The organism is Nonomuraea sp. LP-02 (assembly GCF_036289125.1).
In the GTDB taxonomy this organism is placed as follows: domain Bacteria; phylum Actinomycetota; class Actinomycetes; order Streptosporangiales; family Streptosporangiaceae; genus Nonomuraea; species Nonomuraea bangladeshensis.
In genome coordinates this window covers 1,590,470-1,614,704 of the sequence record NZ_JAXCLK010000001.1, presented here as the reverse complement: position 1 = coordinate 1,614,704, position 24,235 = coordinate 1,590,470, and the positions used below count along the sequence as shown (strand labels likewise).

Sequence of the window (24,235 nt, the reverse complement as noted above, 5' to 3'; positions counted from 1 at the left end):
GGGGAGCTTCCTTTGGTGACGGAGGGACGTTGTGGAGACAGACCTCAGCCCTTGACGGCGCCGAGCATGACGCCGGAGACGAAGTACCTCTGGACGAAGGGGTAGACCGCCAGGATCGGCAGCACGGTGAGCATGATCGTCACGGCCTGGATGTTGGCCGCGGCGGCCGACGCCTCGGCGATCCCCGCGCCCGCGGCCTCCGCGCCGGTCGCGCCGGCGATGAGGTTGCGCAGGTAGATGGTCACCGGGAACAGGTCGCCGTCGTTGAGGTAGAGGAACGCCGTGAACCAGGAGTTCCAGAACGAGACCGCGTAGAACAGCACCATGGTCGCGATGACCGCCTTGGACAGCGGCAGCACGATCCGCCACAGGACGCCGTAGGTGTTGAGGCCGTCGATGGCGGCGGCCTCCTCCAGGTCCCGCGGCAGGCCCTCGAAGAACGTCTTCATGACCAGGAGGTTGAAGACGCTGATGGCGTTCGGCAGGACGACGGACCAGATCGTGTCGGTCAGGCCGAGGCTGTTGACCAGCACGTAGTTCGGGATCAGGCCGCCGGAGAAGATCATGGTGAAGACCGCGATCCAGATGAGGAAGGTGCGGCCCTTCAGGTGCTTCTTCGACAGCACGTACGCGTAGCAGGTCGTGAGGAACATCGCGATCGTGGTCGCCACGACCGTGTAGATCACCGTGTTGCGGTAGTTCGTCCAGAACATCGGGTCCGACACGACCAGCTTGTACGTCTCGATGTTGAACCCGCGCGGGACGAGGTTGACCTGGCCCCCCACGATGTAGCGCTCCTCGCTGAACGAGCGCGCCACGATGTTGACGAACGGGTACAGCGTCACGATCACCACGCCGGTCAGGATGACGGCGTTGATCCCCTGGAAGACGCGGTAGCCGCGGGTACGGTCCAAGGTCACCACAGGCTCGTCCCTACTGCTCGGCGGGAGATCAGGTTCGCCGACACGATCAGCACCACGCCGACCAGCGCCTCGAACAGGCCGATCGCCGCGGCGTAACTGAGGTTGCTGGACTCCACGCCCATCCGGTACAGGAACGTGGTGATGACGTCGGCGGTCGGGTAGGTCAGCGGGTTGTACAGCAGCAGCACCTTCTCGAAGCCGATGGTCATGAAGGTGCCGATGTTGAGAATCAGCAGCGTGACGGCCGTGGGCCGGATGCCGGGCAGGGTGACGTGCCAGATCTGCCGCCACCGCCCGGCGCCGTCCATGCGCGCGGCCTCGTAGAGCTGCTCGTCGATGGTGGTCAGCGCGGCCAGGTAGAGGATGGTCCCCCAGCCGACCGTCTGCCAGACCTCCGAGGAGACGAAGATCGTACGGAACCACTCCGGTTTCTGGATGAACGCGGTCGGCTCGCCGCCGAGGGCCTTGACGAGCTGGTTCACCGGCCCGTCGATGGCCACGAGCTGCATGACCAGACCGGCCACGATCACCACCGACAGGAAGTGCGGCAGGTACGACACCGACTGCAGGAAACGCTTGACCTTGGCGTTGCGCACCTCGTTGAGCAGCAGCGCCAGCACGATCGGCAGCGGGAAGCAGAACAGCAGGGTGAGCGCGCCGAGGACGAGGGTGTTGGTGAAGACGTTCCAGAACGAGGGGTCGGCGAGGAACATCTTCACGTAGCGAAGGCCCACCCAGGTCTCGCCGAACAGGCTGCCGCCCGGCTCGTACTTGCGGAAGGCGATGATGTTGCCGAGCATCGGCACGTACCGGAAGATCACGAAGAACGCCAGGGGCAGCACCGCCAGCGTGTAGAGCTGCCAGTCACGGCCGAGCGCGCGCCGCCAGGAGCCCGTCCGGGCGCGGGCTTCCCGACGGTTGGGAAGCGTTTTCCCAGTGGGGTCGGGAAAAGCGGTCTCAGCCTTCTGGACCAGCACCGAAGTCGGGCCGGTGTCGTCGAATGGTTCCTGACCCCTCATGCCATCCTTCCGGCCGTCATGTCACCAACCGAAACTTTCGCGAAGATCCGTTAATATTGCGGCAACTTAGGGGCCCGCTTGACGCGTGTCAAGAGGGTGGAAGGCTGCTATGTTGCTGCGCGAGTTGTTGACGTTCACGCGGGTCAACGCGCCAATAGGGATCACCGATGACAGCAATTTGCCGGAAAGTTTCCGGAAACAACGGCCGGTGTGCTCCGTGACAAATTGCCGTCCGGGTCAGGTGGCGGCCGGGCGGGCCGGCGGACCGGACGGCGATCGGCCCGCGCCGGAGGACGTCACGGGCGGGCCGGGTGAACGGTTCAGCGGGCCGGGAAAACGGACGGGCACCGTCCGTTGACGCGGCGGGGCCCGGACCTTACGTTGGGGAGGCGTTCACGGGTGTCCCCCACCGCCCCCGGCCCCCGCAGTGAGGTGCGTCCATGGCCCTTGACGAGGCGACGACCCAGTTCCTGCTGCAGATGGGCGACACCGGGGTCAAACCGCTGCACGAGATGACGCCGGACGAGGCGCGCCTCACGTTCGCCGCGCTCCGCGACCTCTACGGCCCCGGCCCGGAGATGGTGCGCGTCGAGGAGGTGGTTATCGACGGCGAGGACGGCGGCTCGTTCGGCGCGCGCGTCCTGGTCCCGTCGGAGACGCCGCGCGGCGTGCTCCTCTACTACCACGGCGGCGGCTGGGTGATCGGCGGCATCGACGAGTTCGACACCCTGGGCCGGCAGCTCGCCGCCCGCACCGGCTGCACGGTCGCGCTGGTGGACTACCGGCTGGCCCCCGAGCACCGCTACCCCACGGCGGCCCGCGACGCCTACGCGGCCCTGACCTGGGCCGCGGCTGCGTTCCCCGGCCTGCCGATCGTGGTGGCCGGGGACAGCGCGGGCGGCAACCTGGCCGCGGTGACCGCCCAGCGCGCCCGTGACGAGGGCGGGCCGGAGATCCTGCTGCAGGTGCTGGTCTATCCGGTGACGGACTGCGACCTGGACAACGGCTCCTACACCGACCCGGCGAACCAGCTCATGCTGAGCCGCGACTCGATGGTGTGGTTCTGGGACCACTACGCGCCCGACCCCGCCGACCGCGCCAACCCGGACGCCTCGCCGCTGCGCGCCGCCGACCTGTCCGGGCTGCCGCCCGCGGTCGTCCTGACCGCCGAGCACGACGTGCTGCGCGACGAGGGCGAGGCGTACGCCGAGCGGCTGCGCGCGGCCGGGGTGCCGGTGGAGTCCCGGCGCTTCGAGGGCCAGATGCACGCCTTCTTCACCCTGGTCAACGTGCTGCCCGGCAGCGCGGCGGCCGTGACCATGGTGAGCGAGGCGGTGAGCGGCCGCCTGACGTGACGGGTGCTCAGCCGCAGTGCTCGAAGGGGCTGTCGTAGGTGGACGAGCCGGCCTTGCCGCCCCACTTGACGCACTTGTCGGCGGCCGCGGCGCGGACCGGGCCGGCGTAGTAGGCGAAGTTGCCGCTGTCGGTCACCCGCGCCTTGCCCTGAACCTCCAGGTAGGCGCTGGTGGCGGTGGCCGTGCCGAGCGAGGTCTTCTTCAGCGTGGCCACGCAGTTGTAGCCGTTGCCGGAGTTGTAGAGCAGGTAGACGGTGCCCGCCATGCCGAGCGCGGCCGAGTCGATCACCTTGTAGCCGGAGCCGCAGACCTCCTCGGGGGTGTGCGGGTTCGTCGGGGTGGTGCTGCCGGTCACGTACGTCATGTACGTCGACCAGTTCCAGTTCGAGCCGGGGTCGGTGTGGTCGGCGCCGGGGACCTCGTTGTGGCCGACGATGTGGGTGCGGTCCTTGGGGATGCCGTAGCGGTCGGCGATGTTCCTGGTCAGGGCCGCCGAGGCGCGGTACATCGCGTCGGTGAACCAGGAGGCGTCGCTGACGTAGCCCTCGTGCTCGATGCCGACCGAGCGGCGGTTGTAGTCGCCGGCGTGGAAGGCGCGGTCCTTCTCGCGCACCATCTGGGTGATGGCGCCGTTGGAGGACTTGACGACGTAGTGGGACGAGACCTTGGCGCTGGGGTTCTGGAACCAGGAGATGGTGCCGGCGTAGGAGCCCTGCGTGACGTGGATGACGATGCGGTCGATGGCGTCGCTCGACGGGCGGCTGGAGACCGCGTAGTTGGCGCTGTTCGCCGCGGCCCAGGTCGCGCCGGGGTAGTCGACGGCCGCGGCCAGGGTGTTGGGCGCGTCGAGGTCCTCGGCCTTGGCGTACGGGCCGCGCTGCGGCTGGACGGCGCGGGCCGGCACGGTGACCGTCTCGCCGGCGGGCGTGGTGGCGCGGACGCCGGTGGCCAGCAGGTCGTAGACGGTGTCGGCGTACAGGCGGGCGACGTCGGCCGAGGCGGCGCCGCCGTACCTGGCGACCGCCTGGTACCACTGGGCCGGGTCCTTGCGGGCGGCGGCGCTCAGCCCGAGGTCGTCGGCGTGCGCGCGGAGCACGGCGGCGCCGCCCGCGATGTTGGCCGCGTCGTCGTTCCGCAGCGTGGCGGCCGGCTTGCCCGTCAGGGTGGCCGCGCGCTCCAGCGAGTGGTTGGCGGGGTTGCTGACCAGGTGCATCACGCCGTAGCCGCCGCTGGCGCTGGGCGCGCCGTCGTGCCCGTCCAGGTGGGTCTCTGCGTAGGCGAGGGCCACCAGCAGGTCGCGGGGCACCTCGTACGTGGCCGCGGCGCCGGCGAACGCGGCGGCCAGCGCGCCCGCCGTGGCCGTACGGGCGGCGGGGGCGGCGTGCGCCGTGACAGGCGGCGCGGCGAGCGGGATCAGCGCGCCGGCCAGCAGCACGGCGGCGTGGCGGCGGAGTCGGGACTGCACGGAGTTCTCCTCAACGGGTTCGGGGGGAAGGAGCGGCCGCCGCGAGTGTGGAGGGGGGCGGCGGCCGCTCCGGCCGGGGGCCGGCCACGGGATCGCTCCCGGGATCAGCCGCAGTGCTCGAAGGGGCTGTCGTAGGTGGACGAGCCGGCCTTGCCGCCCCACTTGACGCACTTGTCGGCGGCCGCGGCGCGGACCGGGCCGGCGTAGTAGGCGAAGTTGCCGCTGTCGGTCACCCGCGCCTTGCCCTGGACCTCCAGGTAGGCGCTGGCGGCGGTGGCGGTGCCGAGCGAGGTCTTCTTCAGCGTGGCCACGCAGTTGTAACCGTTGCCGGAGTTGTAGAGCAGGTAGACGGTGCCCGCCGTGCCGAGCGCGGCCGAGTCGATCACCTTGTAGCCGGAGCCGCAGACCTCCTCGGGGGTGTGCGGGTTGGTGCTGCCGGAGCAGGAGTTCTTGGAAGTCAGGGTCTGGGTCGGGTAGCCGAAGGTGGTCCCGCCGAAGACGGCCTTGCGGATGTTGCCGGGGTAGCCGTCGCCCTCGCGGACCTCGTAGTGCAGGTGGGGGCTGATGTTGTTGCCGGGCTTGCTGGTGTTGCCCACGGTGCCGATCTTCTGGCCCTGCGTCACCTGGGCGCCGGCGCTGACCGAGCGCACGTTCAGGTGGGCGTAGTACGACGTCCAGCCGCCGCCGTGGTCGATCTTGACCAGGTTGCCGTAGCCGTTGACGGAGCCCTGGTGGGCCGAGATCACGACGGTGCCGGCCGCGGCGGCCACGACGGTGTCGCCGAGGTCGGCGTCCGCGGTGCTGCCGCGGTTGAAGTCGATCTCGTAGGACTGGTGGGCGCTGCTGTTGCTGGAGTTGCCGGTCCACGACTGGCCGCAGGGGAACGGAAGCTGGAAGCTCGGCGCGGCCAGGGTGGACACCTCCGGGACCTTCACCTGGTTCGGCGGGTCGTTCGGGTCCGATGCCGAGGTCGGCGCGGCCGAGGCGGTTTGGCCGCCGATGAGCCCGGCAAGCAGGACAAAGCCCACCGTAAGTACCCGCGTGGATCTCATACGGATCCTTTCTGGATCAGCTGGTGCTGCGCTTTCTGCTGGCGACCAAGATTGCGGGTACGGCATACAGGGAACCTCCAAAATCGGTATAAAGACCGAACCGGCATGAACGACGACCCGACGTACAGGCGCTCCGGCGCCATCGGAGGAGCAGGTGCGTTCGTAGTGGTTGACCAGCCGAACTTCGGCGTCCTGGGGCCCCTGCTGGTCCGCAGGGCGGACCAGACGCTGCGCGTCGCAGGTCGCAAGCCCCGGCTGCTGCTGGCCTCGCTGCTGCTGGAGGCCAACCAGATCGTCGGCTCGGACGCGCTCATCGAGGTGCTGTGGCCGGCGCGGGCGCCGTCGTCGGCGGTGGCGAACCTGCGGACGTACGTCAGCGCCCTGCGCGGCCCCGTCGCCGCGGCCGGCGGCCGGATCGTCACCCACCCCTCCGGGTACGCCGTCGAGCTGGCGGCCGGGCAGCTCGACATGCTGCTGTTCGAGGAGCTCGTGGAGCGGGCGCGGGCCGCCGGGCGCACCCGGGAGGCGGCCGGGCACCTGCGCGACGCGCTGGCGCTGTGGCGCGGCACGCCGCTGTCCGACCTGCCCGCCAGCCCGATGTGGGACGGGCGGCTGCGCGCCCTGGTGCAGGCCAGGCTCGCCGCCGCCGAGGAGCTCGCGGAGGCGAAACTCGCCCGCGAGGAGTACGCGGCGGCCGCGGACGACCTGCGGGCGCTGATCGGCGAGCACCCGTACCGGGAGGATCTGTGGCAGCGGCTCATCGTCGCGCTGCACCGGGGCGGGCGGCGGGCGGAGGCGCTGCACGCCTACACCGAGATCCGGCGGCAGCTCGTGGACGACCTCGGCATCGAGCCGGGACCGGACCTGCGTGACGCCCACGCGGCCGTGCTCGCCGACGAGGAGCCGGGCCGGCTCGGCTATCAGCCGCCCGTGCCGCACCAGCTCCCCGCCGACGTGCCCGACTTCACCGGCCGCGCCGCCGACGTGACCGCCCTGACCCGCCTCCTGTCCGAACCGGTTTCCGTGCCGCCGGCCGGGCCGCCGGCGGTCGCCGTGGTCACCGGGCCGCCCGGGATCGGGAAGACCGCGCTGGCCGTGCACTGCGCGCACGCCGTCCGCGACGCCTACCCCGAGGGCCAGCTCCACCTGTCGCTGGGCGGCACGGCCGAGACCCCGGCCGCCCCCGCCGACCTGCTGGCCGAGGCCCTGCGCGCGCTGGGCGTGGCCGGGAGCGCGCTGCCCGCCTCCGCGCACGAGCGCGCCACGCTCTACCGCTCCCTCCTCGCCGGCCGCCCCGTACTGGTCCTCCTGGACGACGCCGCCGACGCGGCCCAGGTGCGCCCTCTGTTACCCGGCAGCGGCTGCGCCGTCCTGGTGACCAGCCGCCGCCGCATCACCGAGTTACCCGGCGCCGTCCTGGTGGAGCTGGACGCGCTCACCCCCGCCGAGGGCGGCGAGCTGCTGGCCAGGATCGCCGGGACGGGCCGGGTGGCGGCCGAGCCGGAGGCGGCGCGGACGATCGTGGCCGCCTGCGCGGGGCTCCCGCTGGCGCTCCGCGTCGCCGGGGCGCGGCTGGCCGCCCGTCCCGGCTGGTCGCTGCAGGAGCTGCGGCGGCGGCTCGACGACGAGCACACCCGGCTGGACGAGCTGCGCGCCGGCGACCTGGAGGTACGCGCCTCCGTCGAGCTCAGCTACCGCCGCCTGCCCGGCGAGGCCGCCCTCACCCTGCGCGCGCTCGGCCTGCTCGGGCCGGGGACCGTACCCGGATGGGTGGCCGACGCCGTGCTCGACCGGCACCGCAGCGACGCCGTCGTGGACACGCTCGTGGACGTCAGCCTGCTCCGCCTGGTCGGCACCGATCCCCTGGGCCAGCCCCGCTACCGGCTGCCCGACCTGGTGCGCTGCACCGCGCGCGAGCGCGCGGACGGCGACGCCGAACGCCAGGCCCTGGCACGGGTGCTGGGCGGCTGGACGAGCGCCGCCGAGCACGCCGCGGCCCGCCTGCCGACCACGCTGTTCAGCGTGCCGGCCGGGGCCGCGCCCCGGTGGCGCCCGGCCGACGAGCTGCTGGGCCGCCTCACCGCCGACCCGCTCACCTGGTTCGACGCCGAACGGGAGGCGCTGGTCGAGGCCGTACGGCTGGCCGCGAGCCACGGCCCCGCGCAGGCGGCGTGGGGGCTGGCCGCGACCCTCGTCCCCTACTTCGACCTGCACTGCCGCCTGGAGGAGTGGCGGCTCACCCACCAGGTCGCGCTGGACAGCGCCACTGCCGCCGGCGACCGGCGCGGCGAGGCCGCCATGCTGCGCGGCCTCGCCCAGGTCAGCATCTATCAGGACCGCTACGCCGAGGCGGCCGGCATGCTGCGCCGCGCCCGGGTGATCTTCCGTGAGCTGGGGGACGCCCGCGGCGAGGCGATCTCGATCTGCGGGCTGGGCGCCGCCGACGAGTTCTCCGGCCGGCACCGGCGGGCGCTCGGCCGGTTCCGGCACGCGCTGGCCATGTTCCTGGCCGAGGGCGACGCCGACGGGGAGGCGTACGCGCGGCAGGCGATCGGCCGCGTCCACCTGTCGCTGCAGGACCTCGGGCAGGCGTCCCGCTGGCTCGGCGAGGCGCTGCGGCTGGCCGGCGAGCTGGGCGACGACCATCGCGAGGGCTGCGTGTCCATGCAGTTCGGCCGCCTGCACACGCTCGCCGCCGAGCCCGACGAGGCGATGCGGTTCCAGGGGCGGGCGCTGGACATCTTCGAGACGCTGGGCGACCGGCACTGCGGCGCGTACGCGCTGCGCAGCCTCGGCGGGCTGCACGCGGCGCGCGGCGACCGCTCGCATGGCTCGGCCGAGCTGCAACGCTCGCTGGAGATCTTCCAGCAGCTCGGCGACCGCAGCGGCGAGGCGGACGCCTTCCAGGCGCTCGGCGAGCTCTACCGGGCGGCCGGGCGGCCCATGCTGGCCGCCCACTACCTGCACCGCGCCGTGGACCTGCGCAGCCAGCTCCGCGCGGGCGCCCCGGCAGCGGGCTGACAGAGATCCGGCAGCGCCGCCCGGCACGGTGGGGCGCATGACGGACTACACGACGGGCGACACGACGGGCGACACGAACGTGCTCATCGCCGGCGCCGGGCCCACGGGGCTCACGCTCGCGGTGGAGCTGGCCAGACGCGGCATCGACCACCGACTGGTGGAGCGGGCGCCGGAGCCCTCGGCCGGGTCGAAGGGCAAAGGGCTGCAGCCGCGCACGCTGGAGATCCTCGACGACCTCGGGGTGATCGGACGGGTGCTGGCGACGGCGGCGCCGTACCCGCCGCTGCGGGTCAGGGTCGGCAGGGTGCCGCTCTACCAGGGCCGCATGCACCGGCGGGCGGCGGCCAGCGAGGCCGTGCCGTACCCGACCGTGCTGATGCACCCGCAGTGGCGCACCGAGGAGGTCCTGCGCGAGCGGCTGGCGGAGCTGGGCGGGAAGGTGGAGCACGGCGCGGAGCTGACCGGCTTCGAGCAGGACGCGGACGGCGTGACCGCCCGGCTGGGCACCGGCGCGACGGTCCGGGCCCGCTACCTCGTGGCGGCCGACGGGGGACGCAGCCCGGTGCGCAAGGCGCTCGGCATCGGCTTCGCGGGCGAGACGCGGGAGGAGGAGCGCATGATGCTCGGCGACGTACGGGTGGACGGGCTCGACCGGGACCACATCCACGTCTGGCTCCGGCCCGGCAAGGGCATGCTGGCGCTCTACCCGATGGCGGGCACCGGCACGTTCCAGCTCCTCGCGCCGCTCCGGCCGGGCGTGGAGCCCGACCTGACGCGGGCCGGCTTCCAGCGGGTCTTCACCGAACGCTCGATGCAGGGCCGGGCGCGGGTCACCGAGCTGTTGTGGTCCTCGCTCTACCGGGTCAACATCCGGCTGGCCGACCGCTACCGCGCCGGGCGGGTGTTCCTCGCCGGGGACGCCGCGCACGTGCACTCCCCCGCGGGCGGGCAGGGGCTCAACACCGGCGTGCAGGACGCGTACAACCTGGGCTGGAAGCTCGCCCGCGCGCTCTCCGGCGCGCCGGGCGCGCTGCTGGACACCTACGAGGAGGAGCGCCGCCCGGTCGCGGCCCGCGTGCTGGGACTCAGCACCGACCTGCACGACCGGAGGACGTTCAGGCGCGACGAGGAGACCTACCAGCTCCGGCTCGGCTACCGGGGCGGCACCCTGGCCCGCGCCGGCGGCGACCGGGTGCCGGACGGGCCGGTGCGGCTCGCCGGCGGCCGCCGGGCGCGGATGTTCGACCTGCTGAGGGGGCCGCACTTCACCCTGCTGTCGCCGGACCCCGCGCCCGCCGTCCCCGCCGGGCCGCCGGTGCGGGCGTACGCGCCCGCCGCGCCGTACGGCGGCAGGCGGCACACCCTGATCAGGCCCGACGGGTACGTGGGGATCGCCACCGACTCCGCCGAAGAGCTCGCCGGCTACCTGGCCCTGGTCTAGCGGCGCACGCCGACGGCCTCCAGGTAGTCGCCGGCCGCCAGCAGCGTCCCGTCGCCGGACCGGTTGAAGGCGACCGGCACCCCGGCCAGCTCGGCGGCGAAGCCGCGCCGGGTGTCCTCGTCGAGCGTGCCCGCCATCCGGTGGATCGGCCCGTAGTAGGCGATGAACCAGTCGGCGAAGTGCTCGGGCGAGTGGAAGGCGAACTCGAACGTACGGGTGGTGAGCGCGGTCCACTCGACCTCGCCGCCGAACAGCTCGCGCAGCCGCTCCGGCGTGCCCCACAGCATGGGCGAGCGGACCTGCGGCGGGGGCGGGGCGTACTTGCCGATCGTCCGGAACATCTCGCCCACCAGCCCATCGGGCGTCCAGGAGGCCAGCGCGACCGTGCCGCCAGGCCGGGTCACGCGCAGCAGCTCGGCGGCGGCCCGCTCCTGGTCGGGGGCGAACATCACGCCGACGGTGCTGAGCGAGACGTCGAAGGCGGCGTCGGGGAACGGCAGCGCCTCGGCGTCCCCTTCGGCGAACGCCACTTCCAGGCGCTCGGCCGCGGCCCGCTTGTGCCCCTGCTCCAGCAGGGCGGGCACGTAGTCGACGCCGGTGGACTCGGCGAAGCGCCGGGCTGCGGCGAGCGCGGCGTTGCCCTGGCCGCAGGCGACGTCGAGCACGCGCTGCCCGGCGCGCACGCCCGCCGCCTCCACGAGGCGTTCGGCCATCGGCTGCAGGGTCACGCCGACGCGGGCGTAGTCGCCGGACTCCCAGGCGAGCCGCTGGCGTTCCTTCACTTCCGCCAGACCGGCGGTCGGCTGCGGTGTCGTCCCCATAAGGTCCCTCCCGGTGTGGTGCGATCGTCCGGGGGGAGGGCGTTCCATCCCGTTCCATGCTAGGCGAGCGGGCCGCGCGGCCCTGGTCACGCCCCCGGGCGCAGCGCCTTGAAGGCGCGGACCTGCTCGGTGATGGCCCGCTCGGTCGGCAGCCGCTCCACCGACGAGGCGCCGAAGAACCCGGCCACCCCCTCGGTACGCGCCAGCACGTGCGCGGCGTCCTCCGGCTCGGCGATGGGCCCGCCGTGGCAGAGCACCAGCACGTCGGGCCGGACCGCGACGGCGGCGTCCCGCATGGCCTGCACCCGCGCGGCGGCCTCGTCCAGGCTCAGCGCGGTGCCGGCGCCGATGCTGCCTTTGGTGGTCAGGCCGACGTGCGGCACCAGCACGTCGGCCCCGGCCTCGGTCATGGCCCGCGCCTGCTCCTCGTCGAAGACGTAGGGGGCGGTGACCAGGTCGCGCTCGCGGGCCTGCCGGATCAGCTCGACCTCCAGGTCGAAGCCCATGCCGGTCTCCTCCAGGTTCTGCCGGAACGTGCCGTCGTACAGGCCGACGGTCGGGAAGTTCTGCACGCCGGCGAAGCCCATCGCCTTGAGCTGGTCGAGGAAGTACGGCATGACCCGGAACGGGTCCGTCCCGCACACCCCGGCCAGCACCGGCGTGTCCCGTACGACCGGCAGCACCTCGGCGGCCATCTCCACGACGATCTGGTTCGCGTCGCCGTACGGCAGCAGCCCGGCCAGCGAGCCCCGCCCCGCCATCCGGTAGCGGCCGGAGTTGTAGATGATGATCAGGTCCACGCCGCCAGCCTCGGCGCACTTGGCCGACAGGCCGGTGCCGGCGCCCGCGCCGATCACGGGCCGGCCGGCGGCGACCGTCGCGCGCAGCCTGCCGAGGACGTCCTGCCGGTTCATGCGGCACCTCCGGTGATCAGCTCGTCCAGCCGGTCGGCCATGGCCCGGCCGAAGGCGGGGTCGTTGATGTGCAGGTCCAGGTCCTCGACGGCGACGGCGGAGCCGCGCAGGCCCTCCACCAGGGCCTCGAAGCAGGCGGCGTCGGCGTCGGGGCGGGCGAACGCGCCGCCGGGCGCGTCCAGCGCGGAGACTCCCCGCCGGGGCAGGAACAGCGCGGCCGGGCCGCGCGCCCGGCGCAGCTTGGCGGCCACGCGGCGGCCGAGCTCGCCCATCTCCTCCGGCGTGGTGCGCATCAGCGTCACGGTCGGGTTGTGCGCGTACAGCAGGCGGCCGGCGAACTCGGGGGGCACGCTGTCCTGCGGCCCGAAGTTCACCATGTCGAGCGCGCCGGGCGCGACGACCTGCGGCACGCCGTGCCGCCCGGCGGCGGTGAGCCGGTCAGGCCCCGCCGACAGCACGCCGCCCACCAGGTCGTCGGCCAGCTCGGTGGTGGTCAGGTCGAGCACCCCGGCCAGCATGCCGCTGCCGGCCAGGCCCTCGAGCGCCCGGCCGCCGGAGCCGGTGGCGTGGAAGACCAGCACCTCGTAGCCGAGCTCGGTGAGCCGGTCGCGGGCGGCGTCCACGGCCGGGGTGGTGACCCCGAACATCGACGCCCCGACCAGCGGCCGGTCCGGCAGCCCCGCGGTCTGCGCGGCCTTGGCGAGCTGGAAGACCCGCGCCATGCCCGCGGCGGCGGCCGCCGCGTTGCCGAGGATGGCGCGCGAGAGCCGGTTGATCCCGGCGATGTCGACCACGCTGTACATCATCGTGACGTCCCTGGCCCCGACGTAGGGCGAGACGTCCCCGGCCGCCATCGTGGAGACGATGAGCTTGGGCAGCCCGATCGGCAGGTCGCGGACGGCCCGCGCGGCGATCGAGGAGCCGCCGCTGCCGCCCAGCGCCAGCACGGCGTCCACCCGGCCGTCGCCGTGCAGCCCGTCGAGGATCGCGGCCGCGCCCTCCCCCATCGCCGCGACGGCCGCGCCCCGGTCGCCCGCCTCCCGCAGCGCCCGCAGGTCCGCGCCCGCCGCCTCGGCGACCCGCCTGGCGGGGACGTCGGCGAGCAGGGTGTCCCCGTGCTCGCCCACGCCCACGTCGATCACGACGACGTCGCTGCCCAGCTCGACGAGCCGGTTGCGCAGCCACGCGTACTCCTCGCCCTTGGTGTCGAGCGTGCCGATCAGTACGACGGTCGGCATGTTCTGGTCTCACCTCACCGCTGGTCGGTCCGGGTACCGGACGGCCCCGCTGTGATGTGCCCCGTCACCCGCGTTCCACGCCGGCCGGGTTACGGGGTGACCTTCTACGGCCGGCCGAGCCGCAGGGGCAGGCTGCGCGGGCCGCGTACCTGGCCGGCCGCCCAGGTCACCCCGGCCGGGTCGGCGAGCTCGAACGCCGGCACCCGCTCCAGCCACACCTCCAGCGCCACCCGCAGCTCCATCCTGGCCAGATGGGAGCCCACGCAGCGGTGGATGCCGAGGCCGAAGGCCACGTGCCGGTTGACCTTGCGGTCGATGACGACCTCGTCCGCCTGCTCGAACTGCGCGGGGTCACGGTTGGCCGCGGGGAACGACAGCAGCACCCAGTCGTCGGCCTTCATGTCCACGCCGTTCCAGTGCATGTCCTCCTTGACCAGCCGGGCCATCGTCACGGGCGCGTACACCCGCAGGAACTCCTCCATCGCGGTCGGCACCAGGCCGGGCTCGGCGACCAGCCGCTCGCGGTCGGCGGGCGTCTTCGCCAGATGCCACAGGGACGCGCCGATGGCGCTCCAGGTCGTGTCGATGCCCGCGATGAGCAGCAGCGCCATCGTGCCGGCCACGTGGGACGGGTCGAGCTTGCGGCCGTACAGCTCGGCCTCGATGAGGTACGTCGTCAGGTCGTCGCGCGGGTGGTCGAGGTGGTCGCGGATCTGGGCGAGCAGGTAGTCGAACAGCTCGTCCATCCGCTCGATCCGCTCCTCGGGCGGCAGGTTGACGCCTTCGAGCGAGCTCTCGATGAACTCGCGGAACCGGGGCCCGTCCTCCTGCGGGAAGCCGAGCATGTCGGCGATGACGCGGACCGGGATGTGCTGGGCGTAGTCGCGGGCGGCGTCGACGACGTCGCGGCCCTCGAAGGCGTCGATGAGCTGGTGGCAGAAGGCCCGGGTGGGCCCCTCCATCCGGGAGACGGCCGTCTTGGTGAAGGCCGGCAGCAGCAGCTTGCGGGCGTCGTGGTGGAAGGGCGGGTCGGAGGAGATCGGCGGCGTGCCGCCCACCGGGGCCAGCTCCTTGGGCGGGCGGAAGTTGCTCATGATGATCGAACGGGACGAGAAGCGCTCGGTGTCGTAGGCGACGGCCGCGACGTCCTCGTAGCGGGTGGGCAGCCAGCCGCCGCCGAACCGGTCCGTGTGCGCGATGGGGCAGCGCCGGCGCAGGTCGTCCTGGATGGGGTACGGGTCCGCGGCCCACTCCGGCTCTAAGTGGGAGAAGTCGGTCGCCCAGTCGGAGACGGGGCCGGTGATGACCTCGTTGCGCGTGCCGAGCGGCTCGTCCTCGCGGGTCTCACGGAAGCCTTGGGTGAAGCGGTCGTCAACGGTCATGCCACGCCCTCCTAGAGGATCTCGATCGCCCGCTCGGGGCAGTTGGCCACCGCCAGGCGCGCCGTGCGCTCCTCGCCCTCCGGCACGGCGCCGTCGCCGACGACCTGGCCGTAGCCCTCGTCGTCCTCGGCGAACAGCGCGGGAGCCAGGTCGTAGCAACGGCCGTGCCCCTGGCAACGTTCCGGGTCGATCTTCACTTTCACTGGGGTGCTCCGCTCTCTGGTGGGGTGCCGGGGGCGAACGCCCGGACGACGCGGGTGAGCAGCGCCGTCCACTCCTCGTCCTCGACGGCGTGCAGGTCGGGGGTGATCAGCGCGCTGCCCATGGCGAGGAGCAGGCAGAAGTGGGCCAGCGCGCCCGCCGGCAGTGCGGGGTCGAGCTCGCCGTCGTCCTGGGCGGCGCGGACCAGCCCGGCGAGCCATTCGGCGCGCTCGCCGACGTAGTCGCGCATCGGGCGGGCCATGTCCTCGTCGCGGCGGGCGGCGGTGAGGGCCTCCACGATGAGGTAACCGGGCGCGTCGCGGCGGCGCGGCAGGTTCCCGCCGAGGACGAGCAGCAGCTCGGTGGCCGTACGGTCCGGGTCGGCGGCGACCAGCCTGGCCAGCGTCTGCCGCCCGTGGGCGCGCAGCGCCGCCACGATCAGCTCGGCCTTGGATCCGAAGTGGGCGTACATCGCCCCGTTGCTGACGCCCGCGGCGGCGGCGATGTCGGCGACCCGCGTGCCGTCGTAGCCGCGCTCGGCGAACACCTCCGCGGCGGCGAGCAGCAGCCTCTCCCGGGTTTCCGCGGCGCTCACGCCGGCGATGCGACCCATGTGCGAATTAAAAGAGCGTTCATTTGTTGCGTCAAGAGGTAACCCCAAAAACGTGGTCACTGTCTGACGGCCTTGCGCATCGTCGGCGCCCGCACCGCCGGACCCGCTGCGCTCCTTCATGGGCCGGCGCCGCTCCTGGTCGTCAGTGGGCCCGGGGTGGGTCAAGGAGTTCGGCGATTCCCGCCCGTCCGTACTCGTGACCGCTCGGGACGGGACTCGCGTCGCCGGCGAGCAGCGTCTCGGCGACAGCCGTACGGGCATAGAGCACGTATCTCCCCGTGCGGTGCGCGCTGGCCAATCCGGCCCTGCGGAGAGCGGTGAGGTGCTGGTTCGCGCCCGGCTCCGACAGGTCGAGACGGGCGGCCAGTTCCTTGGTCGACGCGGGTTGGTCGAGTGCGGCCAGCAGCCGGGTGCGGGTCCGGCCGAGCACGGCGGCCAGCGCCTGTGGCGGGTCGCTCTCGCGGTGCTCCCAGAGCGTCGCGACACCGCGCGGGGGGTAACGGATCGTGGGCTGCCAGGGCGGGGTCGTGATGGAGAAGACACGCGGCCAGGTGAACACCGACGGCACGAGCAACAGTCCCAGGCCGCCCAGCGGGCGCACACCCTCGCAGACCGTCCTGGGCAGGTGCAGTGTCTCTCCCTCCCACGTCACGGCGGGGTCAAGGTCGCTGAGCATGCGCCGCAGACCGCCCTCGGCCAGCAACCTGGCGCGGTAGAGCACATCGCCTTCGAGCAGGGCCCGTACGCGCGGCCAGTAGGGCGCGATGGCCGCTTCCCAGTAGCCGCGGATCTCCTCGGCCAGCCGTTCGAGGCCGCCCACGGGGTCGGCGTAGAGCTCTTGGAGTGCCCGGGTGCGCGGACCGTCCCAGACGTCGAGACCCTCCTGAACCTGGGATGCCATCGCCGTCATTCCGGCCAGCTCGACCTCCAGGTCGGGCACGGAGGTCGAGGGCGGCGGACAGACGAAGCCGACGATCGAGATCGTCGGCACCGGCACCAGGTCGGACAGCAACCGCCAGTCGACATCGGCGAGCCGCCGCCGCACACGTTCGGCCCAGGGCTTGAGCACGGCATGCGCGGCCGGATTCTTCACCACCCGCACACTGGCGACGACCTCCCACAGAGGAGAAACCGCGAAACGGACATTGGCTGCGTCCTGTGCGGTGAACGTCAGCTCAAGGCCCATCCGATTCGTCCTCTGCTTAATCAATAGCGCCGGACCGACGATTCCATCATCTAGGTGTCATGACAACTGCTGCCGAACCTCCGCTCCTGCATGACCCCTCCTTCAGAAACCTCTTCCTGGCGTCGGCGGTCAGCCAGTTCGGAACCCAGGTCGGCTACGTGGCGATGCCCCTGCTCGCGGTGATCGCGCTCAACGCGGGGCCCGGCGAAGTGGGACTGCTCAGCGCCCTCACCACCATCACCGTGCTCGTGCTCGGCCTGCCCGCAGGAGCATGGGTGGACCGGGTCAGGCGCCGCCCGGTGATGATCGCGACGGACCTGGTTCGCGCCGCGCTTCTGGTGTCGGTAACCGTCACGTGGTGGCTGGACGCTCTCACGATGACCCAGTTGTACGGCGTCGCCATCGGGACGGGAGTCGGCACGCTCTTCTTCGACGTCGCCTCCCAGAGCACAGTCCCGCACCTGGTCGGCCGGGACCGGCTCACCGCCGCGAACTCGGTGCTCGTCGGCACGAACGCGGCGATGGACGTGGGCGGCAGAAGCTCCGCCGGAGTGCTGGTGGCTCTCGCGGGCGCGCCGGTGGCGATCCTGCTCGACGCGCTCACCTACCTGTGGTCGGCCGTGTGGCTACGCCGGATCAGCAAGCCCGAACCCGCGCCCGCCCCCGTACCCGGCGAGCGACTCGGACGGCAGATCGGCGAGGGGGTGCGATTCCTCTTCGGCAACCGGGTCCTCATCGCCATCGCGGCACAAGGCGGCATGACGAACCTCGCCTTCCCGCTCTGCTCGACGCTGCTGCCCGTGCTGCTCGTCAACGAGCTCGGGCATCCCGCCTGGGTGCTCGGGGCCTACCTTGCCATCGGCGGGCTCGGTGTGCTGGCCGGTTCCTCGACGGCTCACCTGATCGGCCGTCGGCTCGGCCACGGGCGTGCCGTGTGGATCGTCGGCCTGGCCACCGCGCCGTTCGCGCTTCTGGTGCCGTTCGTGGGCTGGAGCGTCTGGATCTCGGCGGCCGCATGGAGCGTCTTGTGCTTCCGGACAGGGGTGAACAACGTGCTGCTCGTCAGCTTCAGGCAGAAGGTCACGCCCGACCCCATGCTCGGCCGGATGAACGCCACCATGCGCCTGATCCTCATGGGTGCGGTCGGCGTCGGTGGTCTGCTGGCGGGCCTTCTTGGCGAGGTCTGGGGCATCGGGACGGCAATGTGGACAGGCGCAGCGCTCATGGCGCTCAGCTGGATACCGATCTGGCTCAGCCCACTCCGCCACGAGGTGTGACGCAGGCCGCTGGTCGAGGGCGGCATCCAGGTGCTGTTCCTGGTGACGTTCGTGCGGACGCACCGGCGCTGGTTCCGCCGGTCGAGGTCGTGACCGGGCCGGCTGCCCCGTAGGGAACGACGAGCCCGGCCGATCGCGGTGATCGGCCGGGCTCGGCGGTGTGGTGCGGATCAGGCCAGGTCGAAGCGGTCGAGCTCCATGACCTTGGTCCAGGCCGCGACGAAGTCCGTGACGAACTTCTCGCGGGCGTCGTCGCTGGCGTAGACCTCGGCGAGGGCGCGCAGCTGCGAGTTGGAGCCGAAGATGAGGTCGACCGCCGTGGCGGTCCACTTCAGCTCGTCCGTGGCCGCGTCGCGGATCTCGTAGACGTTCTCCTCCGACTCCGACGCCTTCCACCGGGTGCCCGGGGAGAGCAGGTTGGCGAAGAAGTCGTTGGTGAGCACGCCGGGCCGGTCGGTGAGGACGCCGTGCTCGGCGCCGCCGTAGTTGGCCCCGAGGGAGCGCAGGCCGCCGACGAGGACGGTCATCTCCGGCGGGGTCAGGTCCAGCATGTACGCCCGGTCGACGAGCAGCACCTCGGGCTGGGTCTTCTCGCCGGCCCGCACGTAGTTGCGGAACCCGTCGGCGCGCGGCTCCAGGACGCTGAAGGACTCGACGTCGGTCTGCTCCTGCGAGGCGTCGGTGCGGCCCGGGTGGAACGGCACCGTCACGGGCACGCCGGCCTCCTGGGCAGCCTTCTCGACCGCGGCCGAGCCGCCCAGCACGATCAGGTCGGCGAGCGAGATCTTCGCGCCGCCGCCCTCGTTGAACTTGCGCTGGATGTCCTCGAGGACGGGCAGGACCGTCGCGAGCTGCTCGGGCTGGTTGACCTCCCAGTTGCGCTGCGGCTCGAGGCGGATCCTGGCGCCGTTGGCGCCGCCGCGCTTGTCGGTGGAGCGGAAGCTCGCGGCCGAGGCCCAGGCGGTGGTGACGAGCTGGGTGGTGGTGAGGCCGGAGGCCAGGATCTGCTCCTTGAGCGCGGCCACGTCGGCGTCGCTGACGAGCTCGTGGTCGACGGCCGGCACCGGGTCCTGCCACAGCTGGGGCTCGGCCACCCACGGCCCGAGGTAGCGGCTGACCGGGCCCATGTCGCGGTGCAGCAGTTTGTACCAGGCCTTGGCGAAGGCGAGCTGGAACTCGTCCGGGTTGTTGAGGAAGCGGAGCGAGATCTCGCGGTAGATCGGGTCGACGCGCAGCGACAGGTCGGTCGTCAGCATCGTCGGCTTGTGCTTCTTCGCCGGGTCGAACGGGTCGGGGATGATCTCCTCGGCGTCCTTGGCGACCCACTGCTTGGCGCCGCCGGGGCTCGTGGTGAGCTCCCACTCGTAGCCGAAGAGGATCTCGAAGAAGCGGTTGCTCCACTGGGTGGGCAGGTCGGTCCACGTCACCTCGAGGCCGCTGGTGATCGTGTCACCGGCCTTGCCGCTGCCGTGCGTGCTCAGCCAGCCGAGGCCCTGCGCCTCCAGCGGCGCGCCCTCCGGCTCCGGGCCCACGTGGTCGTCGGCGACGCCGGCGCCGTGGGTCTTGCCGAAGGTGTGGCCGCCGGCGATGAGGGCGACGGTCTCCTCGTCGTTCATCGCCATCCGGCCGAAGGTCTCGCGGATGAAGTGCGCGGCCGCGGCCGGGTCGGCGTTGCCGCGCGGGCCCTCCGGGTTGACGTAGATGAGGCCCATCTCGGTGGCGCCGACCTCCGGCGCCATCTCGCTCTCGGAGATGTAGCGCTCGTCGCCGAGCCAGGCGTCCTCGGGGCCCCAGAAGATCTCCTCGGGCTCCCAGACGTCCTTGCGGCCGAAGCCGAAGCCGAAGGTCTTGAAGCCCATCGACTCCAGGGCCACGTTGCCGGCGAGCACGAGCAGGTCGGCCCACGAGATCTTCTGGCCGTACTTCTGCTTGACCGGCCAGAGCAGGCGCCGGGCCTTGTCCAGGTTGGCGTTGTCGGGCCAGCTGTTGAGCGGGGCGAAGCGCTGCCCGCCGTCACCGGCGCCGCCGCGGCCGTCGTGGATGCGGTAGGTGCCCGCGGCGTGCCAGCTCATGCGGATCATCAGGCCGCCGTAGTGGCCGAAGTCGGCGGGCCACCAGTCCTGCGAGGTGGTGAGCACCTCGGTGATGTCGCGCTTGAGCGCCTCGACGTCGAGCTTCTCGAACTCCTTGGCGTAGTCGAAGCCCTGCCCGAGCGGGTTGCTCTTGGACGAGTGCGCGCGCAGCATCGACAGGTCGAGCTGGTTGGGCCACCAGTCGCGGTTCGTGCGCGGACGGCCGTGCCTCTTGGAGGTCGGCGAGTCGATCGCCGGGTTCTCGCTCTCGCTGCCGTGCGAGGTCACCGAGTCGTGTGCGACCGGGCAGCCGGCCGCTTCCTTGCGGTCCACGCCCTGCGCGCTCGACGGCCTGTTGTCCTGCGTGTCGCTCATCTATTTCCTTCCGGACTGCCACATCATTGGGCACTGCGTTGGTTCGTACAGTCGGGGCAGGTGCCCCAGTAGACGACCTCCGCCTCGTCGATCACGAAGCCATGGTCGTCGGAGGCGGTGAGACAAGGGGCCTCGCCGACGGCGCAGTCGACGTCCGCGATCACGCCGCAGGAGCGGCACACGAGGTGGTGGTGGTTGTCCCCCACCCGCAACTCGTAGCGGGCGGCCGCGCCGGCGGGCTCGATGCGCCGCACCAGGCCGGCCGTGGTGAGCGCGCGCAGCACGTCGTAGACCGCCTGGTGGGAGACCCTGGGGAGCTCGGCCCGCACCAGGGAGATCACCGTGTCGGTGTCGACGTGGGCATGGTCGCGCAGCGCCCCGAGCACTGCCAGCCGCGGCCGGGTCACGCGCAGCGAGGCCGCTCGAAGCTGTACCTCGAAGTCGGACGCCATGCCCACAACATATCCCCCTAAACTGGAACAGTTCAAGTTACGAGGTGAGTCGCAGACACGATCTTTACCGGAAGCGGAACGTCCGGAACGGCCTCTACGGTGGCCGCATGACTCACGACGATCCCTGGTGGGAGCCGCCGGTCGCCGGCACCGAGGCCGAACACCTCATCGGCGCGCTCGACCGCCTGCGCGCGACCTTCCGATGGAAGGCCGACGACCTCGACGCCGCCGGGCTGCGCGCCCGCGTCGGCGCCTCGTCCCTGACTCTGGGCGGCCTGCTCAAGCACCTCGCGTACGTCGAGGACCACATGTCCGGCCCGCGGCTGAGCGGCGCGCCGCTGGGCCCGCCGTGGGACGCCGTCGACTGGGCGGCCGACCCCGACTGGGATTTCACCTCGGCCGCCGCCGACCGTCCCGAGGACCTCTACGCGCTCTACGACGCCGCCGTCGAGCGCTCGCGGGCGCGGGTCGGCGAGGCGCTGGCCGCCGGCGGGCCCGGCCGGCTCGTCCACCTCGCCTGGCCGGACGGGCGCCGGCTCAGCCTGCGCCGGCTGATCTGCGACCTGATCGAGGAGTACGGGCGCCACACCGGCCACGCCGACCTGCTGCGCGAGGCGGTGGACGGGGTGACCGGCGAGGACCCGCCGCCCGGCTGGCGCCCGGTGTCCGGAGCCCCGTTCAGTGGTCGATGAAGGTCAGTAGTCGATGAACGCGTACAGGGCGAGGTGGTCCGACTTGGTGCCGCTCACGGTGTGGTCGACGGCCGACGGCCGCACGGCGCCCTTGACGAACAGGTAGTCGATCTTCCTGGACCCCATGGTCGGCTTGGCGCCGTAACCGGTCATGCCGAAGCCGGACAGGGCGGTGCGGGCGATGCCGGTGCGGTTGGCGTCGACGCCGAGCACGCGGAGCGCCGAGGCGTTCATGAGGCTCGTGGCGTCCGCGCCGACGTGGATGCCGGTGCCGCCGATGCCGGTGGAGCCGGCGCCCCCGCAGGCGTTCGCGCCGTTCTGCTCCGGCAGGTGCAGGGTGGCGGCGAAGACCGCCGTTCCCGTCTCCTTGATCGTGAAGCGGGCCGCGATGGCGCTGGTGCGCTTCCACTTGTAGGTGTAGGCGCTGCCGTCGTCGTTGCTCGGCGGCTTGTAGAGCGTGCAGCCGGCGCCGCCGGCGTACGCGGTGCCCGGCTTGAGCCAGCCGGCGCTCCAGTACTTCGACACGTCGCCGGCGGCGAGGCTCAGCGTGCGGGTGTTGTAGAGGATGCCGTTGGTCTGCTTCTTCTTCAGGTCGCCGAGCGACTGGTCGCTGCACTTGTGGCTGCCGCCCCACGGCTCGGGGTCGTCCCAGGCCACGATCGCCTTGTACGTGCCCGCCGGGTAGCCGAACTTGGCCGAGAGCTGGTCGGCGTAGGCGGTGGCCTGGCCGGTGCCGCGTACCTGCTGGACGATCAGCAGGTCGGGCGGTTTGACGCCGCTGGTGCCGGTCCTGCCGTCGTCGTCGACCAGCATGGACGTGAGGTGGTCCGGGCCCGAGACGCGGGTGCAGGTGCCGTCGGGGTTGTTGCGTACCAGGTTCTCGATGTTGTCGTTGTAGACCCGCAGGACCCGGTCGGCCGCGGCGGGCGCGGCGAGGGCGGGGGTGGTGGTGAGCGCGAGGCCGGCCGCGAGGATCAGCGCGCCGGTCCGCCTGAGGGGTGAGGCCATCCCCGCAATCTAGCGACGATCTTGCCGCGGGTGGAGCGCGCATGGCGCCGCCCCCGCCGGCGTGCGGCGGGGGCGGCGTCGTCGTCGCAGGTCAGCGACCCTTGGACGGGATGCGGCGCGGCGGGGCGATCGGCCGCGCGGGCAGCTTCGGCAGCCGCCGGGGCGCCGGGAGGCCCGGCAGGGTCTTGTCGTTCTTGCTGGTCTTGCCTGAGCGGGCACGCATGAGGAAGCTCCTTCACCGGGATCGGGGACGCGGCTCACGCCGGTCGGGCAACACGCACGGCTGCCGCGTCTGGGATGAACTGAGACGTCGGGTTGGTCGCCGCTGAGCGCGGATCACAGGTAAAGGCGCATGTCCCCGACCTTACGGGAGCGGCCCGAAGCCGAGCAATCGTATTTTTCGCCCGTTGACTTTGTCGCACCTTATGTCTCACTATATTGAGACAAAGCTTGCGACAAAAGGGAGCGGGTCATGACGGACGAGCGAACAGGCGGGTCAGGGGTGCGCGTACGACCCGGGGACGTGCGCCAGGCCGGGGACTGGCTGGCCCGGCACGGCCTCGGCGAGGCGCAGCCGACGCCGCTGCTCGCCGCGCGGCTGGCGGCGCGGCGGCGGGCACGGCTGGCCGACCACCTCATGCTGGCCGTGCTGATCATCGCGGCGGCGCTGGCGCAGCTGGGCCAGCTGCTGGTCGCGCCCGCCTCCGGCGGGCCGGAGCCGGGGTCCGGGACGTGGTGGCCGCTGCTGGTGCTGGCCGGGCTGGTCGCCGCGCTGCTGGTGACGCGGGCCCTGCTGGAGTCATGGGTACGCCGGGTCGACCGGGGCGCCGGGGCGGCGCTGGCCCGGCGGGCCGCGCACCCGGTGCGGCCCGGCTGGCGGGCCCTGCTCGGCCGGCCGTACGCCGTCTGGGCCGCGGGCACGTACGTGGCGGCGCTGGCGCTGACGGGAAGCGCGCTCACCCTCGACGACACCGGCGTCCGCCAGGCGGCGCTCGTCCTGCTCGTCGCCCTGGCCGGAGTCGGTGCGGTCGCCCTCCTACAGATGCGCGACCTGCTGGCGCGGCCGGTGGTGGCCGAGGACGAGCTGTCGCTGACCGCCGATGTGATCATGCGGATCGAGGACGCCCGCGAGAGCACGTCGCCGGGCACGGTGTGGTGCCTGCCGATGGTGCTGCTGTTCGGCATGGCGCCCGGCTGGTGGAAGGCCGCCTCGCTCAGCCTGGTGCTCCTGGGGCTGGCCGCCCTCGTCGTGATCCAGGCCCGCACGCCGGACAGCGCGGCGATGGCCAGGCGGATCGTGAGCCTGGGATGATCGTCATCGACGCGGGCTCGCCGGTGCCGCCGTTCGAGCAGCTGCGGGCCCAGCTCGCCGGGCAGATCCACGACCGGACGCTGGCCGTGGGGGCGCGGCTGCCGACCATCCGGCGGCTCGCGGCCGACCTGGGGCTGGCCGTGAACACCGTCGGCCGGGCCTACCGGGAGCTGGAGGAGGCGGGGCTGATCGAGACCCGGGGGCGGGCCGGGTCGTTCGTGACGGCGGCCGGGGAGGAGACGCGGGAACGCGCCCGGCGGGCCGCCGCCGACTACGCCGCCACGGTCGCCGCGCTCGGCCTCGGCGCGGAGGAGGCGCTGCGCATCGCCGAGGCCGCCCTGCGCTCCCCCGCCCCGTCCACCGGCACATCGTCCGGTCATGGATAATCCGCAGCGGGACGGCTTGGGTAGGCTGAG

23 protein-coding genes are annotated in these 24,235 nt (G+C 72.5%); 8 read left to right on the top strand and 15 right to left on the bottom strand.

What is annotated here, in order from left to right; translation table 11 throughout:
- Window positions 1–44: 44 nt before the first annotated feature.
- Window positions 45–920 carry a carbohydrate ABC transporter permease gene (locus tag SMD20_RS07465; RefSeq protein ID WP_329576735.1) on the bottom strand — a complete coding sequence of 292 codons (876 nt, stop codon included), beginning with the start codon at window positions 918–920 and terminating at the stop codon, window positions 45–47.
- On the bottom strand, window positions 917–1,942 hold the full coding sequence (locus SMD20_RS07460; protein WP_329576732.1) for an ABC transporter permease: 1,026 nt from the start codon (window positions 1,940–1,942) through the stop codon (window positions 917–919). Before SMD20_RS07460 ends, SMD20_RS07465 begins: the two co-directional genes overlap by 4 nt.
- A gap of 109 nt (window positions 1,943–2,051) precedes the next feature.
- Between SMD20_RS07460 and SMD20_RS07455 the strand changes: the two genes are divergently transcribed.
- Complete coding sequence (locus SMD20_RS07455; RefSeq protein ID WP_329576729.1) at window positions 2,052–2,300, top strand: hypothetical protein; 249 nt, start codon at window positions 2,052–2,054, stop codon at window positions 2,298–2,300.
- 121 nt (window positions 2,301–2,421) lie between these two features.
- Window positions 2,422–3,297 carry an alpha/beta hydrolase gene (locus SMD20_RS07450; protein ID WP_442942589.1) on the top strand — a complete coding sequence of 292 codons (876 nt, stop codon included), beginning with the start codon at window positions 2,422–2,424 and terminating at the stop codon, window positions 3,295–3,297.
- Between the two features lie 7 nt (window positions 3,298–3,304).
- Here SMD20_RS07450 and SMD20_RS07445 read toward each other — a convergent pair whose 3' ends face one another.
- Window positions 3,305–4,762 (bottom strand): N-acetylmuramoyl-L-alanine amidase, encoded by a 1,458-nt coding sequence (locus SMD20_RS07445; protein WP_329576723.1) that lies wholly within the window; start codon window positions 4,760–4,762, stop codon window positions 3,305–3,307.
- 104 nt (window positions 4,763–4,866) lie between these two features.
- Window positions 4,867–5,790 (bottom strand): M23 family metallopeptidase, encoded by a 924-nt coding sequence (locus tag SMD20_RS07440; RefSeq protein ID WP_329576720.1) that lies wholly within the window; start codon window positions 5,788–5,790, stop codon window positions 4,867–4,869.
- Between the two features lie 189 nt (window positions 5,791–5,979).
- On the opposite strand from SMD20_RS07440, the gene SMD20_RS07435 reads away from it, so the two are divergent.
- Both SMD20_RS07435 and SMD20_RS07430 read left to right on the top strand, forming a co-directional pair.
- A complete protein-coding gene (locus tag SMD20_RS07435; protein ID WP_329576718.1) occupies window positions 5,980–8,835 on the top strand; it encodes an AfsR/SARP family transcriptional regulator in 2,856 nt (951 codons plus the stop codon).
- A 37-nt stretch (window positions 8,836–8,872) separates the two neighbouring features.
- Complete coding sequence (locus SMD20_RS07430) at window positions 8,873–10,276, top strand: FAD-dependent monooxygenase (RefSeq protein ID WP_329576715.1); 1,404 nt, start codon at window positions 8,873–8,875, stop codon at window positions 10,274–10,276.
- Here the strand turns inward: SMD20_RS07430 and SMD20_RS07425 are convergent.
- The 7 genes from SMD20_RS07425 to SMD20_RS07395 form a co-directional block, all read right to left on the bottom strand.
- Window positions 10,273–11,097, bottom strand: a complete 825-nt coding sequence (locus SMD20_RS07425; protein WP_329576712.1) for a class I SAM-dependent methyltransferase — start codon at window positions 11,095–11,097, stop codon at window positions 10,273–10,275. The genes SMD20_RS07430 and SMD20_RS07425 overlap by 4 nt on opposite strands.
- Window positions 11,098–11,183: 86 nt before the next feature.
- Window positions 11,184–12,011 carry a phosphoenolpyruvate hydrolase family protein gene (locus tag SMD20_RS07420; protein ID WP_329576709.1) on the bottom strand — a complete coding sequence of 276 codons (828 nt, stop codon included), beginning with the start codon at window positions 12,009–12,011 and terminating at the stop codon, window positions 11,184–11,186.
- Entirely contained in the window at window positions 12,008–13,249 is a 1,242-nt protein-coding gene (locus SMD20_RS07415) for a Tm-1-like ATP-binding domain-containing protein (RefSeq protein ID WP_329576707.1), read from the bottom strand. Before SMD20_RS07415 ends, SMD20_RS07420 begins: the two co-directional genes overlap by 4 nt.
- 104 nt (window positions 13,250–13,353) lie before the next feature.
- Window positions 13,354–14,631, bottom strand: a complete 1,278-nt coding sequence (locus tag SMD20_RS07410) for a cytochrome P450 (RefSeq protein ID WP_329576704.1) — start codon at window positions 14,629–14,631, stop codon at window positions 13,354–13,356.
- 11 nt (window positions 14,632–14,642) lie between these two features.
- Complete coding sequence (locus SMD20_RS07405) at window positions 14,643–14,834, bottom strand: ferredoxin (protein ID WP_091085938.1); 192 nt, start codon at window positions 14,832–14,834, stop codon at window positions 14,643–14,645.
- The gene (locus SMD20_RS07400) at window positions 14,831–15,445 is read right to left on the bottom strand and encodes a helix-turn-helix domain-containing protein (RefSeq protein ID WP_329576695.1); all 615 of its coding nucleotides are present in this window, start codon (window positions 15,443–15,445) and stop codon (window positions 14,831–14,833) included. The genes SMD20_RS07405 and SMD20_RS07400 overlap by 4 nt, the downstream gene beginning before the upstream one ends.
- Before the next feature lie 142 nt (window positions 15,446–15,587).
- On the bottom strand, window positions 15,588–16,631 hold the full coding sequence (locus SMD20_RS07395; protein WP_329576692.1) for an ArsR/SmtB family transcription factor: 1,044 nt from the start codon (window positions 16,629–16,631) through the stop codon (window positions 15,588–15,590).
- 59 nt (window positions 16,632–16,690) lie between these two features.
- On the opposite strand from SMD20_RS07395, the gene SMD20_RS07390 reads away from it, so the two are divergent.
- Window positions 16,691–17,908, top strand: a complete 1,218-nt coding sequence (locus tag SMD20_RS07390) for an MFS transporter (RefSeq protein WP_329576689.1) — start codon at window positions 16,691–16,693, stop codon at window positions 17,906–17,908.
- A 170-nt stretch (window positions 17,909–18,078) separates the two neighbouring features.
- On the opposite strand, the gene katG is transcribed toward SMD20_RS07390, so the two are convergent.
- Window positions 18,079–20,355, bottom strand: a complete 2,277-nt coding sequence (gene katG / locus SMD20_RS07385; RefSeq protein WP_329576687.1) for a catalase/peroxidase HPI — start codon at window positions 20,353–20,355, stop codon at window positions 18,079–18,081.
- A gap of 23 nt (window positions 20,356–20,378) precedes the next feature.
- Window positions 20,379–20,807: a Fur family transcriptional regulator gene (locus SMD20_RS07380; protein WP_329576685.1), complete on the bottom strand. Its 429-nt coding sequence runs from the start codon at window positions 20,805–20,807 to the stop codon at window positions 20,379–20,381.
- A gap of 107 nt (window positions 20,808–20,914) precedes the next feature.
- On the opposite strand from SMD20_RS07380, the gene SMD20_RS07375 reads away from it, so the two are divergent.
- Window positions 20,915–21,499 (top strand): mycothiol transferase, encoded by a 585-nt coding sequence (locus tag SMD20_RS07375; protein WP_329576682.1) that lies wholly within the window; start codon window positions 20,915–20,917, stop codon window positions 21,497–21,499.
- 3 nt (window positions 21,500–21,502) lie between these two features.
- On the opposite strand, the gene SMD20_RS07370 is transcribed toward SMD20_RS07375, so the two are convergent.
- Both SMD20_RS07370 and SMD20_RS07365 read right to left on the bottom strand, forming a co-directional pair.
- Window positions 21,503–22,507, bottom strand: a complete 1,005-nt coding sequence (locus tag SMD20_RS07370) for a hypothetical protein (protein WP_329576680.1) — start codon at window positions 22,505–22,507, stop codon at window positions 21,503–21,505.
- A 91-nt stretch (window positions 22,508–22,598) separates the two neighbouring features.
- Complete coding sequence (locus tag SMD20_RS07365; protein WP_329576677.1) at window positions 22,599–22,730, bottom strand: hypothetical protein; 132 nt, start codon at window positions 22,728–22,730, stop codon at window positions 22,599–22,601.
- 249 nt (window positions 22,731–22,979) lie between these two features.
- On the opposite strand from SMD20_RS07365, the gene SMD20_RS07360 reads away from it, so the two are divergent.
- Together SMD20_RS07360 and SMD20_RS07355 are read left to right on the top strand one after the other, a co-directional pair.
- Window positions 22,980–23,819, top strand: a complete 840-nt coding sequence (locus SMD20_RS07360; protein ID WP_329576674.1) for a hypothetical protein — start codon at window positions 22,980–22,982, stop codon at window positions 23,817–23,819.
- Window positions 23,816–24,205, top strand: coding sequence for a GntR family transcriptional regulator (locus SMD20_RS07355; protein ID WP_329576672.1), 390 nt, complete (start codon window positions 23,816–23,818; stop codon window positions 24,203–24,205). The genes SMD20_RS07360 and SMD20_RS07355 overlap by 4 nt, the downstream gene beginning before the upstream one ends.
- The last annotated feature ends 30 nt before the right edge of the window (window positions 24,206–24,235 follow it).

Coding starts and splice junctions, on each gene's coding strand:
- SMD20_RS07460 (WP_329576732.1), bottom strand. CDS start 1,942: ATGAGGGGTCAGGAACCATTCGACGACACCGGCCCGACTTCGGTGCTG.
- SMD20_RS07455 (WP_329576729.1), top strand. CDS start 2,052: ATGTTGCTGCGCGAGTTGTTGACGTTCACGCGGGTCAACGCGCCAATA.
- SMD20_RS07450 (WP_442942589.1), top strand. CDS start 2,422: ATGGGCGACACCGGGGTCAAACCGCTGCACGAGATGACGCCGGACGAG.
- SMD20_RS07430 (WP_329576715.1), top strand. CDS start 8,873: ATGACGGACTACACGACGGGCGACACGACGGGCGACACGAACGTGCTC.
- SMD20_RS07425 (WP_329576712.1), bottom strand. CDS start 11,097: ATGGGGACGACACCGCAGCCGACCGCCGGTCTGGCGGAAGTGAAGGAA.
- SMD20_RS07420 (WP_329576709.1), bottom strand. CDS start 12,011: ATGAACCGGCAGGACGTCCTCGGCAGGCTGCGCGCGACGGTCGCCGCC.
- SMD20_RS07415 (WP_329576707.1), bottom strand. CDS start 13,249: ATGCCGACCGTCGTACTGATCGGCACGCTCGACACCAAGGGCGAGGAG.
- SMD20_RS07410 (WP_329576704.1), bottom strand. CDS start 14,631: ATGACCGTTGACGACCGCTTCACCCAAGGCTTCCGTGAGACCCGCGAG.
- SMD20_RS07400 (WP_329576695.1), bottom strand. CDS start 15,445: ATGGGTCGCATCGCCGGCGTGAGCGCCGCGGAAACCCGGGAGAGGCTG.
- SMD20_RS07395 (WP_329576692.1), bottom strand. CDS start 16,631: ATGGGCCTTGAGCTGACGTTCACCGCACAGGACGCAGCCAATGTCCGT.
- SMD20_RS07390 (WP_329576689.1), top strand. CDS start 16,691: ATGACAACTGCTGCCGAACCTCCGCTCCTGCATGACCCCTCCTTCAGA.
- katG (WP_329576687.1), bottom strand. CDS start 20,355: ATGAGCGACACGCAGGACAACAGGCCGTCGAGCGCGCAGGGCGTGGAC.
- SMD20_RS07380 (WP_329576685.1), bottom strand. CDS start 20,807: ATGGCGTCCGACTTCGAGGTACAGCTTCGAGCGGCCTCGCTGCGCGTG.
- SMD20_RS07375 (WP_329576682.1), top strand. CDS start 20,915: ATGACTCACGACGATCCCTGGTGGGAGCCGCCGGTCGCCGGCACCGAG.
- SMD20_RS07370 (WP_329576680.1), bottom strand. CDS start 22,507: ATGGCCTCACCCCTCAGGCGGACCGGCGCGCTGATCCTCGCGGCCGGC.
- SMD20_RS07365 (WP_329576677.1), bottom strand. CDS start 22,730: ATGCGTGCCCGCTCAGGCAAGACCAGCAAGAACGACAAGACCCTGCCG.
- SMD20_RS07360 (WP_329576674.1), top strand. CDS start 22,980: ATGACGGACGAGCGAACAGGCGGGTCAGGGGTGCGCGTACGACCCGGG.
- SMD20_RS07355 (WP_329576672.1), top strand. CDS start 23,816: ATGATCGTCATCGACGCGGGCTCGCCGGTGCCGCCGTTCGAGCAGCTG.